The organism is Rudaea sp. (genome assembly GCF_057139185.1).
Map to the genome: position 1 here is coordinate 34,194 of NZ_DBNHDN010000043.1, position 14,706 is coordinate 48,899.

8 protein-coding genes are annotated in these 14,706 nt (G+C 65.1%); 2 read left to right on the forward strand and 6 right to left on the reverse strand.

The genetic code is table 11. The annotated features are described in order from the left end of the window. Positions 1 to 95: 95 nt before the first annotated feature. Positions 96 to 1,370 carry a URC4/urg3 family protein gene (locus tag AC16HO_RS14435; RefSeq protein ID WP_395644035.1) on the reverse strand — a complete coding sequence of 425 codons (1,275 nt, stop codon included), beginning with the start codon at positions 1,368 to 1,370 and terminating at the stop codon, positions 96 to 98. Next, positions 1,363 to 2,619 (reverse strand): GTP cyclohydrolase II, encoded by a 1,257-nt coding sequence (locus AC16HO_RS14440; protein WP_395644036.1) that lies wholly within the window; start codon positions 2,617 to 2,619, stop codon positions 1,363 to 1,365. The genes AC16HO_RS14435 and AC16HO_RS14440 overlap by 8 nt, the downstream gene beginning before the upstream one ends. 361 nt (positions 2,620 to 2,980) lie before the next feature. Here AC16HO_RS14440 and metK point away from each other — a divergent pair, with 361 nt between their 5' ends. Next, a complete protein-coding gene (metK, locus tag AC16HO_RS14445; protein ID WP_395644037.1) occupies positions 2,981 to 4,207 on the forward strand; it encodes a methionine adenosyltransferase in 1,227 nt (408 codons plus the stop codon). A gap of 106 nt (positions 4,208 to 4,313) precedes the next feature. On the opposite strand, the gene AC16HO_RS14450 is transcribed toward metK, so the two are convergent. Continuing rightward, positions 4,314 to 5,189 carry an NAD(P)-dependent oxidoreductase gene (locus tag AC16HO_RS14450; protein WP_395644038.1) on the reverse strand — a complete coding sequence of 292 codons (876 nt, stop codon included), beginning with the start codon at positions 5,187 to 5,189 and terminating at the stop codon, positions 4,314 to 4,316. Then, entirely contained in the window at positions 5,186 to 6,025 is an 840-nt protein-coding gene (locus AC16HO_RS14455; protein ID WP_395644039.1) for a dienelactone hydrolase family protein, read from the reverse strand. Before AC16HO_RS14455 ends, AC16HO_RS14450 begins: the two co-directional genes overlap by 4 nt. A gap of 94 nt (positions 6,026 to 6,119) precedes the next feature. On the opposite strand from AC16HO_RS14455, the gene AC16HO_RS14460 reads away from it, so the two are divergent. After that, positions 6,120 to 7,100: a GlxA family transcriptional regulator gene (locus tag AC16HO_RS14460; protein ID WP_395644040.1), complete on the forward strand. Its 981-nt coding sequence runs from the start codon at positions 6,120 to 6,122 to the stop codon at positions 7,098 to 7,100. Positions 7,101 to 7,336: 236 nt separating this feature from the next. Here AC16HO_RS14460 and rpoC read toward each other — a convergent pair whose 3' ends face one another. Both rpoC and rpoB read right to left on the reverse strand, forming a co-directional pair. Further along, positions 7,337 to 11,536, reverse strand: coding sequence for a DNA-directed RNA polymerase subunit beta' (rpoC, locus tag AC16HO_RS14465; RefSeq protein WP_395644041.1), 4,200 nt, complete (start codon positions 11,534 to 11,536; stop codon positions 7,337 to 7,339). A gap of 105 nt (positions 11,537 to 11,641) precedes the next feature. Further along, positions 11,642 to 14,706 (reverse strand): DNA-directed RNA polymerase subunit beta (gene rpoB, locus AC16HO_RS14470; RefSeq protein ID WP_484335563.1); only part of this gene is annotated, 3,065 nt, incomplete at its 5' end.

Consider the following 14,706-nt stretch of genomic DNA (forward strand, 5'->3'; position numbering starts at 1 on the left):
CAATGGTTGACGCCCGGATTCAGCCTCGATCCCCTTTTCGCGACGCGCTTCGCGCATCGACACCTTCGCAAGGGAGATGTGAACACAGACGATTCCTAGAATACCGTTCCGTCGCTGACGATATTCAACGGCGGCGCGCCGCCGGGCCTGCGTTCCGCGGCGATCTTGCGCCCGGCCGTCCACGTGCCGCCTTCGAGCACGCGCGCGAGCGGCAGGCTCGCCGCGTCGAGCCCGAGCCTGGCGCGAATGCGTTCGGCGAGGCGATCGAGGCCGATCACGGTCAGCGCGCGCCACTCGACGATCGCCGGATGATCGACCGCCAGCGCCTCGGTGTACAAATTCGCATCGCGCGCGGCGACCACGCCGAAATCGATCAGCAGGCCGCCGTTGCGATATTCCGGCAAACCGGTCAATGCATCCAGACCGGTTACTTCGAGGCCGCCATCGGCCAGCGGTTCGAGCAGCGAATACGCAAGCCACTGGGTCAGCTTGTGGAACGGCACCAAACCATCGGTCGGATCGTTCGCATCGACTGCGGCGCAAGGATGCTTCCAGCAGTCGCCGAGGTCGACGCCGCCGATCTCGAGGCGCCCGGGCCAGACGGGCCCGAGCGCGTGCAGCAGGGTTTCGAGCAGCAACTCCGCCGGAATCCTGCCGTCGACGGCGCTCGCCGCGAGATGGTCGTAGAGATGGCCGAGCCGCGCGGGCGTACCGAACACATCGGCATTGACCCGCGCCGCCGCGCCAAGGCGACGCAACAGGCTCACGCGCCCCTCGACGCCGACCAGCGGATTCATCGCATCGACCTGGAAGCCGCGTTCGATATCGTCGGTCGCGATCTGCATCAGCGCCGACGCGTCGCTGCGCAATGGCTCGCTCTTGTCGGCAGCGAAAGCGCCGTTGACAAACATGTCGAAGCTGGCGACACCGAGACCTTCCGAGCGCGAGAAGCCCTTGTGATGTGCCTCGTCGTAGTACTCCCACGACGCCCCGGCGCCCGCATCGAGCAGCACGCTCGGAATCGTGAGATCGATACCGATGCGCGCGCGTTCGGCGGCATGCTCGGCGCCGCCCAGTCCGTGCTTCGCAATCAGTGCGCTCCAGCGATCGATGCCACCCGCCTCGAAATGGCGGCGGCGGCTGTGGATCGGCACGTTCAGATCGGGGAAGCGCTTGCGCATCACCCCGAGCACGTAGTCGGCGCAGGCGTCGAGTTTGTCGTCGTGCCAGCTGAAATACGGCGTCTTGCCCGCTTCGGCCGCAGCCATGATGCGCGCGCAGCGTCCGCGCACGGCGGATGCGGAAAGCAAACGAAGTGCGGCGTCTTTTTCACGGCCCCCGGCTCCCGAATCCCGAGTCCCGCTATTCATTGAGCCCTCGCCCCTTCGCCTTCTCCAGTTCCGTAGCCGTCGGTGCCGCCTCGGTGCTGAAGTAGCCCGCGGCGACCTTCGCATCCATCTCCACGCGCGCGTCCTGCGGAATCAGTTCGTCCGGAATCGCCACGCGCTCGACCACCTCGATGCCCTGCTCGGTCAGCGCGCCATGCTTCATGTTGCTCATCGAGGCCCAGCGATCGATGCGTGTGATGCCGAGCCAGTGGAACACGTCGGGCATCAATTCCTGGAAGCGCATGTCCTGCACGCCGGCGACGCATTCGGTGCGCGCGAAATACGTTTCGGCGCGATCGCCGCCTTCCTGGCGTTTGCGCGCGTTGTAGACGAGGAACTTGGTCACCTCGCCGAGCGCGCGGCCTTCCTTGCGGTTGTAGACGACGAGGCCGACGCCGCCCCGCTGCGCCATGTCGATGCACACCTCGATGCCGTGCGCGAGGTACGGGCGGCAAGTGCAGATGTCCGAGCCGAACACGTCGGAGCCGTTGCATTCGTCGTGCACGCGGCAGGCGACTTTCGTCTCGCTCTTGCCGAGTTGGTTGATGTCGCCGAAGAAGTACAGCGTCATGCCGCCGATCGGCGGCAGGAACACGTGCAGGTCCGGGCGCGTGACGAGCTCGGGGAACATGCCGCCGGTCTGCTCGAACAGGCCGCGGCGCAGATCCGATTCCTTGATGCCGAAACGTTGCGCGATGCCGGGCAGGTGCCATACCGGATCGACCGCGGCCTTGGTCACCTTCACGTCGCCGTTCGCGTGCAGGATGTGGCCGTCGGCCTTGAGCCGGCCGGCCTCGATCGCATCCTTCAGCTCGGGCATGTTGATGTGCGCGCGCGTCACCGCGATCGTCGGGCGGATATCGGCGCCCGCAGCGATCTCGTCGGCGAACGCGGTCGCGACCATGTGCCCCCACGGATCGAGCGAGACGATCTTGTCCTGCCCCTGCGCGTTCTTCTCCCACCACTGTGCGTGCGGCCCGATCGCATCGGCCGGCGCCGTGTTGGTCAGGTCGGGGCGGTGGCCGCGGTCGAGCCGGCCCGAGGCGATCGCGAGCGCGCGGTACACGGCATAGGCGCCCGAGTGCGTGCCGATGACGTTGCGTTTGGCGGGATCGGTCAGCGAGGCGACAATGGGCCCGCGCTGTTTGGGCGTTTGCGCACCCCAGTGGATCGGCGCCGCCTGACCGCGGCTGTCGGGGTGCGAGGTCAGGACGATATGGCGTGAACTCATGTTTTTATGCGGTCACAAAAATGCAGCATACAGAGTTTGCGGGCGGTGTAAAGTGGGAACCTGCTTCCCTTCTCCCGCCGGGAGAAGCCGCGCCACCAAAGCGCCGAATGAGGGAAGAGTGCGGGTTCCGCCGCGCCTTCCGTGCGCGCGCGCCGTAGTTGAAACGCCTGTCTCTCATCCGCCCTGCGGGAAACCTGCTCCCGGCGAGAGAATAGATGGGATAAATAGCCATCTAAACGTCCGAATGACCCGTCGCTTAACACCACGCTCCGCAACCCCTCCGCAGGCTGCAAACCAACCCTGATCCGTGTATGATGCGCGGCTTACATCTTTCCATCCGAATCAAAGGATACATACACTCATGAGCAACTACCTCTTCACCTCCGAGTCGGTGTCCGAAGGTCATCCGGACAAGGTTGCCGACCAGATCTCCGACGCCGTGCTCGATGCCATCCTCGCCCAGGACAAGGGCGCGCGGGTCGCCTGCGAAACGTTGGTGAAGACGGGCGTGGCGATCGTCGCCGGCGAAGTCACCACGAGCGCGTGGATCGACCTCGAAGCGCTGACACGCAAGGTCATCCTCGACATCGGTTACAACAGCTCCGACGTCGGCTTCGACGGCGCCACCTGCGGCGTGCTCAACCTGATCGGCAAGCAGTCGCCGGACATCAACCAGGGCGTCGACCGCAAGTCGCCCGAAGAACAGGGCGCGGGCGACCAGGGCCTGATGTTCGGCTACGCGACCAACGAAACGCGCGACTATATGCCGGCCGCGATCTACTACTCGCACCGCCTCGTCGAGCAGCAGGCCCGCGTGCGCAAGAAGGGCAAGTTGAATTGGTTGCGCCCCGATGCGAAGTCGCAGGTCACGCTGCGCTACGAGAACGGCAAGGCGGTGGCGATCGACGCCGTCGTGCTCTCGACCCAGCACGATCCTGGCATCAAGCAGAAAGACCTGATCGCCGGCGTGCGCGAGGAAATCCTCGATCCGGTGCTGCCGAAGAAGTGGCTGCACAAGGGCACCAAGTTCCACATCAACCCGACCGGCAAGTTCGTCATCGGCGGACCCGTTGGCGACTGCGGCCTGACCGGCCGCAAGATCATCGTCGACACCTACGGCGGCTGGGCTCGCCACGGCGGCGGCGCGTTCTCGGGCAAGGATCCGTCCAAGGTCGACCGCTCGGCCGCCTATGCGGCACGTTATGTCGCCAAGAACATCGTCGCAGCAGGCATCGCCGACCGTTGCGAGGTGCAGGTTTCGTACGCGATCGGTGTGGCCGAACCGACCAGCATCTCGGTGACCACGTTCGGCACCGGCAAGATCGGCGACGACAAGATCGAAAAGCTGATTCGCAAACATTTCGACTTGAGGCCGTACGGCATCATCCAGATGCTCGACCTGATTCACCCGATGTACCAGCAGACGGCGGCCTACGGCCACTTTGGCCGTGCGCCGTTCCGGCACACCTACCGCTGGAAAGAAATCGTCAACGGCAAGGAAGTCGAGAAATCGGAAACCGCCACGGCGTTCTCATGGGAGAAGACCGACAAGGCCGAGCAGCTGCGCGCGGACGCCAAGCTGAAGTAAGCGGTTCCTTTTACCGACTTGCAAAAAAAGGCCGCTAGTGCGGCCTTTTTTTTGCGTGTGTCGGCGACCAAGCGAATGGGGAATCCCGTATCCGCGCTCGCACTCGTCACGGCGGCGGTTCGGGAAAGCCGAACGCGCGTACCACCGCAGCCATGTCGAGATCGCCGAGGCCGGCGTCGCGCGCGCGGCGGAACAACGTGACGCAATTGCGCATGAGCGGAGCCGGCTTGTGCGCACGCGCAGCCTGGTTCGCGACCAAGTCGGCAATCGTCGCCACATCACCTACCGCAGCCTGGGGCGAGAAATCCTCGCGCACCAACTTGTCGAGCTTGCCGCGCGATACTTCGCTGGCCATCGGCCCGGCATCGAGGATGCAGCGCAGGACGGCGAGGTCGATGCCGCAGGCGCGGGCCACGTGCACGGTCTCGCACAGCGCCACCACCGTGGCGATGAGATAGTGGTTCACCGCAAGCTTCATGCGCAACGCGCCCGGCACTGCGCCGCAACGGAACCATCGAGTGCACAGCGGCTCAAGTAGCGGAAGAACCTCCTCGACCACATCGACGGCACCCGAGACCATGCCGACCAGCCGTCCCTGCTCGGCGGGGACGCGCGAACCGGAAACCGGCGCCTCGACGTAGCACGCGCCACATGCGCGCAAGTCGCGCGCCAATTCCTGCGAATATTCGGGCGAGGTCGTGCCCAGATGAACGAAGGTGCGGCCGGCTACGCGCGCGCGGAATGCCGGCGTGCTGCGCCCGAGTACCGCGTCGATCGCCGTTTCGTTCAGCAGCATCAGCAACACGAACTCGGACTGCCGACAAAGTTCGTCGAACGTGACGGCCTGTTTCGCGCCATGCTCGATCAATGCGGCGCTTTTTTCCGGCGTGCGGTTCCACACCGTCAAACGCTGGCCCGCACGCAACAGATTGAGGGCCATCGGCAATCCCATCGTGCCGAGACCGACGAAGCCGGCGTTCATCGCGCCGCCTCCATGGCATTCACCGGCAGCAGCCGCGAACGCAGGAAGGCGATCACTTCGTCGCGCGCATGCAGCGTCGGCGAGCCCTCCTCATCGACAAGATGCGCGGTCAGCACACTGTGCGGGCAGCCGACGATGTACTTGAAGAACGGCGTCGGCTCCGGATTGGCGGCGAGGTCGGGTAGAACCTTGCCGACGAAGCGCGGGCCCAGCGCCGACGCGTAGGCGGCGAAGCGTTCCGCGCGGCAATGGCGATCTCCGGCAAAACGGTAGGCGAGCACACTGAGGTCGTCGCGTTCGAGGCGAGTTCGGACCGCAAGCAGTTCGTCCGCGTCGCTCTCCACCGCCGCCGGGTCGTCGAACGGTAGCGAAGGCTGCGCCAGTACCGGCGCCAGCGTCGCCGGCTCCAGCATCATCGACAGGGCGAAGTTGCCGGTGAAGCACATGCCGACCGCGCCGACGCCCGGCCCGCCGCATTCGTCGTGCGCGCGCCGCGCCAACGCGCGCAGCCAGCGCGTGACCGGGCTTGCGCCGCGGCGGCCAAGGGCGTGGAATTCGGCGCTGATGCAGGCGCGGCGCAGCACGGTCAGCCCGTCTTCGGCCTGCGGATACGCGCCATCGCGGCCGAACAGCGAAGGCAGGTAGACGGTGAATCCGGCCTGTCGCAGCCAGCGCGCGAACCGCGCGACATCCGGGCTGATGCCCGGCATCTCCGCCATCACGATCACGCCCGGGCCTTGCCCCGAGACGTACACGCGCCGCGTCGCGTCTTCCAGCTCGATCGCGCGCGCGGTGAAATCGTCGAGCGGGTCGTTGTCTTGGTTCACGGCATTCATGGGCTCGCACTCGTGGGAGATCCGGCGCCATTTCAACCGTTTTGTCGCATGTCATGATAGTGTCGTTAAAGACATCTTTCAGGCGATTTCCGACATGAAGGATTTCGAGCTTCTGCTCCTCGACGGAACCAACCCCAGCGGCGTATCGATGACCCGCGACATCCTCGCTGCCGCTGCCCTGTTCGCCGCACGCGGCGGCGAGGCGGCGCCGAGCTGGGGCCTTTACTCGCCCTCGGGCGGCCGCGTGCAGCTGCAGGGCGGCATCGGAGCCGACACGCGCCGGCTGCCCGGCCGCCGGCGCGGTGCGCACTCGGTGCTGCTGGTTCCCGGCATCTGGGTGACCGATGCGCGCGAGCTGCACGCGCGCATCGACGCCGACGATTGCCGCCGCGCGATCCGCCACATCGCCGCGCACGTCGCCAACGGCGGCCAAGTCGCTGCGTCGTGCTCGGCCGTGTTCCTGCTGCAGGCGGCCGGCGTGCTGGCCGGACGAAGGGTGACGACAACGTGGTGGCTGGCACCGGAACTGGCGCGTCTCGCCGCGGACACGCACGTCGACGCCACGCGCATCCTGTGCATCGACGGCCCCGTGCTTACCGCCGGCGCCGCGTTCGCGCAATCCGACTTGATGCTGCATCTGCTGCGCCGGAGCTTCGGCGCGACGCTGGCCGAAGGCGTTTCGCGCGTGTTGCTGTTGCATGAGCGCGCGCAGCAGGCGCAGTTCGTCATCCCGGCGATGTTGGCCAGCGGCGACGCGCTCGTGACACGGCTGGCGCGACGCGTGGAGACGGCGCTGCCCAAGGTTCCTTCCGTAGCCCGGCTCGCAGCGGAGTTGTGCATCTCCGAGCGCACGCTCGCTCGGCATGTGCGCCACGCGACCGGCATGGGCACAATCGATCTGGTCCGCAGCATCCGCCTGCATCGTGCGCGCGGCCTGCTGCAGAACAGCCGCATGAGCGTCGAACAGGTCGCCGCCGCGGTCGGCTACCGCGATGCGACTGCGCTGCGGCGATTGGTGCGCAGGGCCGCGGGCGTCACGCCCGGGAGGATGCGCGCCACGGTCGAGCGGGACTGACTACGGCCAGCGCAGTCGTCAATCGCCTCGCGCCGGACTATCGGCACGTGCGCGAGCAGCTCCGAATTGGAGGTCCGCGATTTCGGCGAGTACCGCTTCGTGCGGCAGTTGCAGCTTGTCGACGGCCGCCTGGTGACGCCAGCCACCACCGCGCGCTGACGGGCGCCGGATCGCTGATGATGAAAAAGGCCGCTTGCGCGGCCTTTTTTTCCATTGCCTGGCGAAGACTGCGCCGCTTATTCGCCGTGCGCTTCGGCGACGAACTCGGTCACGCCCCCGCGCAACGTCTCGAAGTCGGCGTCGGACAACCCGCCGGCGGCCTTCTTGCGCCGCTGGCTGTGATAGGCCAATCCCGTGCCCGCCGGAATCAGGCGGCCGACGATGACGTTTTCCTTGAGACCGCGCAACGTGTCGCGTGTACCGCGCACGGCGGCCTCGGTGAGCACACGCGTGGTCTCCTGGAACGACGCCGCCGAGATGAACGACTCCGTGGCAAGCGAGGCCTTGGTGATGCCGAGCAGCATCGGATCGAACTGCGCCTCTCGCTCGTCGCGTGCCTTGGCACGCGCGTTTTCCTCGCCGACACGTTTGCGATCCGACTGCTCGCCACGCAGGTAACGCGTATCGCCCGGCACGGTGATCTCGACCTTGCGCAGCATCTGGCGAATGATCGCTTCGATGTGCTTGTCGTTGATCTTCACGCCCTGCAGGCGGTACACGTCCTGGATTTCCTTGACCAGATACGCGGCCAGCGGCTCGACGCCGAGCAGGCGCAGGATGTCGTGCGGATTCGGCTCGCCGTCGACGACGGTTTCGCCCTTCTCCACGTGCTCGCCTTCGAACACGATGACCTGACGCCACTTCGGAATCAGCTCTTCGTGATCGTTGCCGTCCGCGTCCTTGATGATCAGGCGCTGCTTGCCCTTGGTGTCCTTGCCGAAGCTGACCACGCCGGAGACTTCGGCGAGGATCGCCGGCTCCTTCGGCTTGCGCGCCTCGAACAGATCGGCCACGCGTGGCAGACCGCCGGTGATGTCGCGCGTTTTCGAGGTTTCCTGCGGAATACGTGCGACGACGTCGCCGACGCCGACTTCAGCGCCGTCCTGCAGCGAGATGATCGCGCCGGCGGGAAGGAAGTACTGTGCCGAAATATCGGTGCCCGGCAGGCGCAGTTCCTTGCCCTTCTTGTCTTCCAGGCGAACGATCGGACGCAGATCCTTGGCCTGCGTGCCACGACGCTTCGGATCGGTTACCACCGCGGACTCGAGGCCGGTCAGTTCGTCCGTTTGCGCCTGTACGGTGACGCCATCGATGAAGTCGATGAAGCGCACCTTGCCGGCCACTTCGGTGACGATCGGGTGGGTGTGAGGATCCCAGTTGGCGATGGTCTGGCCAGCCTTTACCGCAGCACCGTCCTTGATCGAAATCGTCGCGCCGTACGGCACCTTGTAGCGCTCGCGCTCGCGACCGTGCGCGTCCATGATCGACAATTCGCCCGAACGCGACACGGCAACGAGGTGGCCGGCGCTGTGCTGCACGATCTTGAGGTTGTTGAACTTGACCGAGCCGGTGGTTTTCACCGACACGTTGTCGACTGCGGCCGCACGAGAGGCCGCACCACCGATGTGGAACGTGCGCATCGTCAGCTGCGTACCCGGCTCGCCGATCGACTGCGCAGCGATGACGCCGACCGCTTCACCCATGTTGACGATGTGGCCGCGGGCGAGATCGCGCCCGTAGCAGTGCGCGCAGATGCCGAAGCTCGATTCGCAGGTGATCGGCGAACGCACGAGCAGGCTCTGCACGCCGGCGGCTTCGAGCTTTTCAACCCATTTCTCGTCGAGCAGCGTGTTGCGTGTGACGATCGGGTCGTCGTCGTTGCCCGGCGCAAAGGTGTCGGCCGCGACGACGCGACCGAGCACGCGATCCTTCAGCGGCTCAACGACGTCGCCACCCTCGACGATCGCGGTCATGGTCAGGCCGTTGAGCGTACCGCAGTCCGGCTCGGTGACGACGACATCCTGCGCCACGTCGACGAGACGGCGCGTCAAGTAACCCGAGTTGGCGGTCTTCAACGCGGTATCGGCCAGGCCCTTGCGCGCGCCATGGGTCGAGTTGAAGTACTGCAGCACGTCGAGGCCTTCACGGAAATTCGCCTTGATCGGCGTCTCGATGATCGAGCCGTCCGGACGCGCCATCAAGCCGCGCATGCCGGCGAGCTGGCGGATCTGCGCCGCGCTGCCGCGCGCGCCCGAATCGGCCATGATGTAAAGCGAATTCATCGACTTCTGTTCGACGGTCTCGCCCTTTGCGGTCTTGACCTTGTCGAAGCCGATGCCCTTGATCATCGCCGCGGCGACGAGTTCGTTGGTGCGCGACCAGATGTCGACGACCTTGTTGTAGCGCTCGCCGGCGGTGACGAGGCCGGAAGCGAACTGCTCCTGGATCTCGCTCACGTCCTTTTCGGCCACTTCGAGGATCTTCGCCTTCTCGCCCGGAATCTTCATGTCATCGATGCCGATCGAGATGCCCGCGCGCGTCGCGTAGTTGAAGCCCGTATACATGAGCTTGTCGGCGAACACGACCGTGTCCTTGAGGCCGAGGCGGCGGTAGCAGGCATTGATCAGACGACCAATCGCCTTCTTCGTCAACTCGAGGTTGACGAGCTCGAACGGCAGACCTTCCGGAATGATCTCCGCGAGCAGCGACCGACCGACCGTGGTTTCGACAATGGACGACTTCTTGGTCCGCCCGCCATCTTCCCCGACCTGCGTTTCGACCAGACGCACCTTGATCTTGGCGTGCAGTTCGACCGCGCGGTTGTCGTAGGCGCGTTTCACTTCTGCGGTATTGGCGAAGACCATGCCCTCGCCCTTCGCGTTGATCAGTTCGCGCGTCATGTAGTACAGGCCGAGCACGACGTCCTGCGAGGGCACGATGATCGGATCGCCGTTCGCCGGCGAGAGAATGTTGTTCGACGACATCATCAGCGCGCGCGCTTCGAGCTGGGCTTCGAGCGACAGCGGCACGTGCACCGCCATCTGGTCGCCGTCGAAGTCGGCGTTGAACGCGGTGCAGACCAGCGGATGCAACTGGATCGCCTTGCCTTCGACCAGCACCGGCTCGAACGCCTGGATGCCGAGACGGTGCAGCGTCGGCGCGCGGTTGAGCAGCACCGGATGCTCGCGAATCACCTCTTCGAGGATATCCCATACCTCGGCTTCCTCGCGCTCGACCAGCTTCTTCGCCGCCTTGATCGTGGTGGCGAGGCCGCGGCGCTGCAGCTTGGAGAAGATGAATGGCTTGAACAGCTCGAGCGCCATCTTCTTCGGCAGGCCGCATTCGTGCAGTTTCAGCGTCGGGCCGACCACGATGACCGAACGGCCGGAGTAGTCGACGCGCTTGCCGAGCAGGTTCTGGCGGAAACGGCCCTGCTTGCCCTTGATCATGTCGGCGAGCGACTTCAGCGCGCGCTTGTTCGTACCGGTGATCGCGCGGCCGCGGCGGCCGTTGTCCATCAGTGCGTCGACCGCTTCCTGCAACATGCGCTTCTCGTTGCGCACGATGATGTCGGGCGCGTTGAGCTCGAGCAGGCGCTTCAGGCGGTTATTGCGGTTGATCACGCGGCGGTACAGGTCGTTGAGATCCGACGTCGCGAAACGGCCGCCGTCGAGCGGAACGAGCGGACGCAGGTCGGGCGGCAGCACCGGCAACACGGTCATCACCATGTACTCCGGACGATTGCCCGACTCGATGAAGGCCTCGACCAGCTTGATGCGCTTGGAGAGACGCTTGAGCTTGGTCTCGGAATTGGTCGAGGCGATTTCCTCGCGCAGCTTGATCAGCTCGGCGTTGAGGTCGATGGTCTTGAGCAGCTCGTAGACAGCCTCCGCACCCATGCGCGCGTCGAACTCGTCACCGTGCTCCTCGACCGCCTGCAGGTACTGCTCCTCGTTGAGCAACTGACCGCGCGTGAGGGAGGTCAGACCCGGGTCGACGACGACGTAGGCTTCGAAGTAGAGGATGCGCTCGATGTCGCGCAGGGTCATGTCGAGCATCAGGCCGATGCGCGACGGCAGCGACTTGAGGAACCAGATATGCGCAACCGGCGAGGCCAGCTCGATATGGCCCATGCGCTCGCGGCGCACCTTGGTCAGGGTCACTTCGGTGCCGCACTTCTCGCAGACCACGCCACGGTGTTTCATGCGCTTGTACTTGCCGCACAGGCACTCGTAGTCCTTGATCGGGCCGAAGATCGCGGCGCAGAACAGGCCGTCACGCTCCGGCTTGAACGTGCGGTAGTTGATCGTCTCGGGTTTCTTCACCTCGCCGAACGACCACGAGCGGATCAGCTCCGGCGAAGCCAGCGCGATCTTGATCGAGTCGAAATCGAGCGACTGACGGGTTTGGTTGAAGAGGTTGAGCAGGTCTTTCATTTTGTGTCTCCGGGAGGAGGAAATCTTTTTGTAGGGGCGCAATTCATTGCGCCCATATCGTCATGTCGGATCGCGGGGCGGGCGCGATGAATCGCGCCCCTACGATCAATGCTCTTCGAGCTCCATGTTGATCGCCAGCGAGCGGATTTCCTTCACCAACACGTTGAAGGATTCCGGCATGCCCGCAGCCATCTCGTGGTTGCCGTCGACGATGTTCTTGTACATCTGATTGCGGCCGGGTACGTCGTCGGACTTCACCGTCAGCATTTCCTGCAGCGTGTACGCCGCACCGTAGGCCTCGAGTGCCCAGACTTCCATTTCGCCGAAGCGCTGGCCGCCGAACTGTGCCTTGCCGCCCAGCGGCTGCTGGGTGACGAGCGAGTACGGTCCGGTCGAACGCGCGTGCATCTTGTCGTCGACGAGGTGATTGAGCTTGAGCATGTGCATGTAGCCGACGGTGACCGGACGATCGAACGCTTCACCGGTGCGGCCGTCGTACAGCATCGTCTGGCCCGACTGCGGCAGGTCGGCGAGCTTGAGCATCGCCTTGATCTCGCTTTCCGCCGCGCCGTCGAACACCGGCGTCGACATCGGCACACCCGCCTGCAGGTTCTTCGCCAGCGCGAGGATTTCCTCGTCGCTCAGCGACTTCAGGTTGACGCGCTGACCGAACACGTCCTTGTCGTGGTTGTAGATTTCGTCGAGGTATTTGCGCAGCTCGACCACCTTGGCTTGCGCCTCGAGCATGCGCTGGATCTTCTCGCCGAGGCCCTTCGCGGCCCAACCCAGGTGCACTTCGAGAATCTGGCCGATGTTCATGCGCGACGGCACGCCAAGCGGGTTCAGCACGATGTCGATCGACTGTCCGTTGGCCATGTACGGCATGTCCTCGACCGGACGGATCATCGACACCACGCCCTTGTTGCCGTGACGGCCGGCCATCTTGTCGCCCGGCTGGATGCGGCGCTTGACCGCCAGGTACACCTTGACCATCTTGAGCACGCCCGGAGCGAGGTCGTCGCCCGCGGTAATCTTGGCCTGCTTGGCCTTGAAGCGCTTGTCGAACTCGGCGCGATGCGCGTCGATCTGCGCCTTGGCCTTCTCGAGCAGGTCGGCCGCGTCCTCGTCCTTCATGCGCAGCGAGAACCATTCGTCTTTCTTCAGACCGTCGAAGAATTCGCCGGTCAGCACCGTGCCCTTCTTGACGCCCGCAGGGCCGCCGTTGGCGACCTGGCCGATCAACTGACCACGCAGACGCGCATAGATCGCGCCTTCGAGGATGCGGAACTGGTCGTCGAAGTCCTTCTTGACGCGCTTGACTTCCATCTGCTCGATCTGCAGCGCGCGCTTGTCCTTCTCGATGCCGTCGCGGGTGAACACGGTCACGTCGATGACCGTGCCGTCCATGCCGGGCGGCACGCGCAACGACGAATCCTTCACGTCGCTCGCTTTTTCGCCGAAGATGGCGCGCAGCAGCTTTTCTTCCGGCGTGAGCTGGCTCTCGCCCTTGGGCGTCACCTTGCCGACGAGGATGTCGCCCGCCTTCACTTCCGCGCCGATGTAGACCACGCCCGATTCGTCAAGGCGCGACAGCGCCTGTTCGCCGACGTTCGGGATATCCGCGGTGATTTCTTCCGGTCCGAGCCTGGTGTCGCGCGCCTGGATGGTGAGCTCTTCGATATGGATCGTCGTGTAGCGGTCTTCCTCGACCACGCGCTCGGAGAGCAGGATCGAGTCCTCGAAGTTGTAGCCATTCCACGGCATGAACGCGACCAGCATGTTCTGGCCGAGCGCGAGCTCGCCAAGGTCGGTCGACGAGCCGTCGGCGAGCACGTCGCCCTTCGCCACCTTGTCGCCGACATTGACCAGCGGGCGCTGGTTGAGATCGGTGTTCTGGTTGGAGCGCGTGTACTTGGTCAGCGTGTAGATGTCGACGCCGGCATCGTTTTCGCCGATTTCGTCTTCATTGACGCGCACGACGATGCGGCCCGCGTCGACCTGGTCGATCACGCCGCCACGACGGGCGGCGGCGGTCACGCCCGAGTCGCGCGCGACCGGACGCTCGATGCCGGTGCCGACCAGCGGCGTCTGCGAACGCAGCGTCGGCACGGCCTGACGCTGCATGTTCGCGCCCATCAGCGCGCGGTTCGCGTCGTCGTGTTCGAGGAACGGCACCAGCGCCGCCGCAACCGACACGGTCTGCATCGGCGAGACGTCCATGTACTGGATGTCGGTACCGTGGCGCATTTCCGACTCGCCCTTGGAACGGCAGGCGACGAAGTCCTCGGCGAAGCTGCCATCCTTGTTCAGGATCGAGTTCGCCTGCGCGATGACGTACTCGCCTTCCTCGATCGCCGACAGATATTCGGTCTTGTCCGTGACCTTGCCGTTGATGACCTTGCGGTACGGCGTCTCGAGGAAGCCGTACGAGTTGGTGCGCGCGTAGACCGCGAGCGAGTTGATCAGGCCGATGTTCGGGCCTTCCGGCGTCTCGATCGTGCAGACGCGGCCGTAGTGGGTCGGATGCACGTCGCGCACTTCGAAGCCCGCGCGCTCGCGCGTCAGGCCGCCCGGACCGAGCGCCGAGACGCGGCGCTTGTGGGTGACTTCCGACAGCGGGTTGTTCTGGTCCATGAACTGCGACAGCTGCGAGGAACCGAAGAACTCCTTCACCGCCGCCGCGACCGGCTTGGCATTGATCAGGTCCTGCGGGGTCAGGCCATCGGCTTCGGCCAGGCTGAGGCGTTCGCGAACCGCACGCTCCACGCGCACCAGGCCGATGCGGAAGGTGTTCTCCGCCATCTCGCCCACCGAACGCACGCGGCGGTTGCCCAGGTGGTCGATGTCGTCCACGGTGCCGTGGCCGTTCTTGATGTCGATCAGCACCTTCAGCACGTCGAGGATGTCGGAGCTCTCGCCCTGCTCGGCGACCAGTCGCTGCGACTCCTCTTCCTTGCGCTCGCTGAAGTACTTGTAGTCGTACAGCACGCCCGGGCCGAGGATTTCCTTGCGGCCCACGCGGCGGTTGAACTTCATCCGGCCCACGCTCGACAGGTCGTAGCGGTCGAAGGTGAAGAACAGGTTGAAGAACAGGTTCTGCGCGGCATCCTTGGTCGGCGGCTCGCCCGGACGCATCATGCGATAGATTTCCACCAGCGCCTCCAGCGGCG

Coding starts and splice junctions, on each gene's coding strand:
- AC16HO_RS14435 (WP_395644035.1), bottom strand. CDS start 1,370: ATGAATAGCGGGACTCGGGATTCGGGAGCCGGGGGCCGTGAAAAAGAC.
- AC16HO_RS14440 (WP_395644036.1), bottom strand. CDS start 2,619: ATGAGTTCACGCCATATCGTCCTGACCTCGCACCCCGACAGCCGCGGT.
- metK (WP_395644037.1), top strand. CDS start 2,981: ATGAGCAACTACCTCTTCACCTCCGAGTCGGTGTCCGAAGGTCATCCG.
- AC16HO_RS14450 (WP_395644038.1), bottom strand. CDS start 5,189: ATGAACGCCGGCTTCGTCGGTCTCGGCACGATGGGATTGCCGATGGCC.
- AC16HO_RS14455 (WP_395644039.1), bottom strand. CDS start 6,025: ATGAATGCCGTGAACCAAGACAACGACCCGCTCGACGATTTCACCGCG.
- AC16HO_RS14460 (WP_395644040.1), top strand. CDS start 6,120: ATGAAGGATTTCGAGCTTCTGCTCCTCGACGGAACCAACCCCAGCGGC.
- rpoC (WP_395644041.1), bottom strand. CDS start 11,536: ATGAAAGACCTGCTCAACCTCTTCAACCAAACCCGTCAGTCGCTCGAT.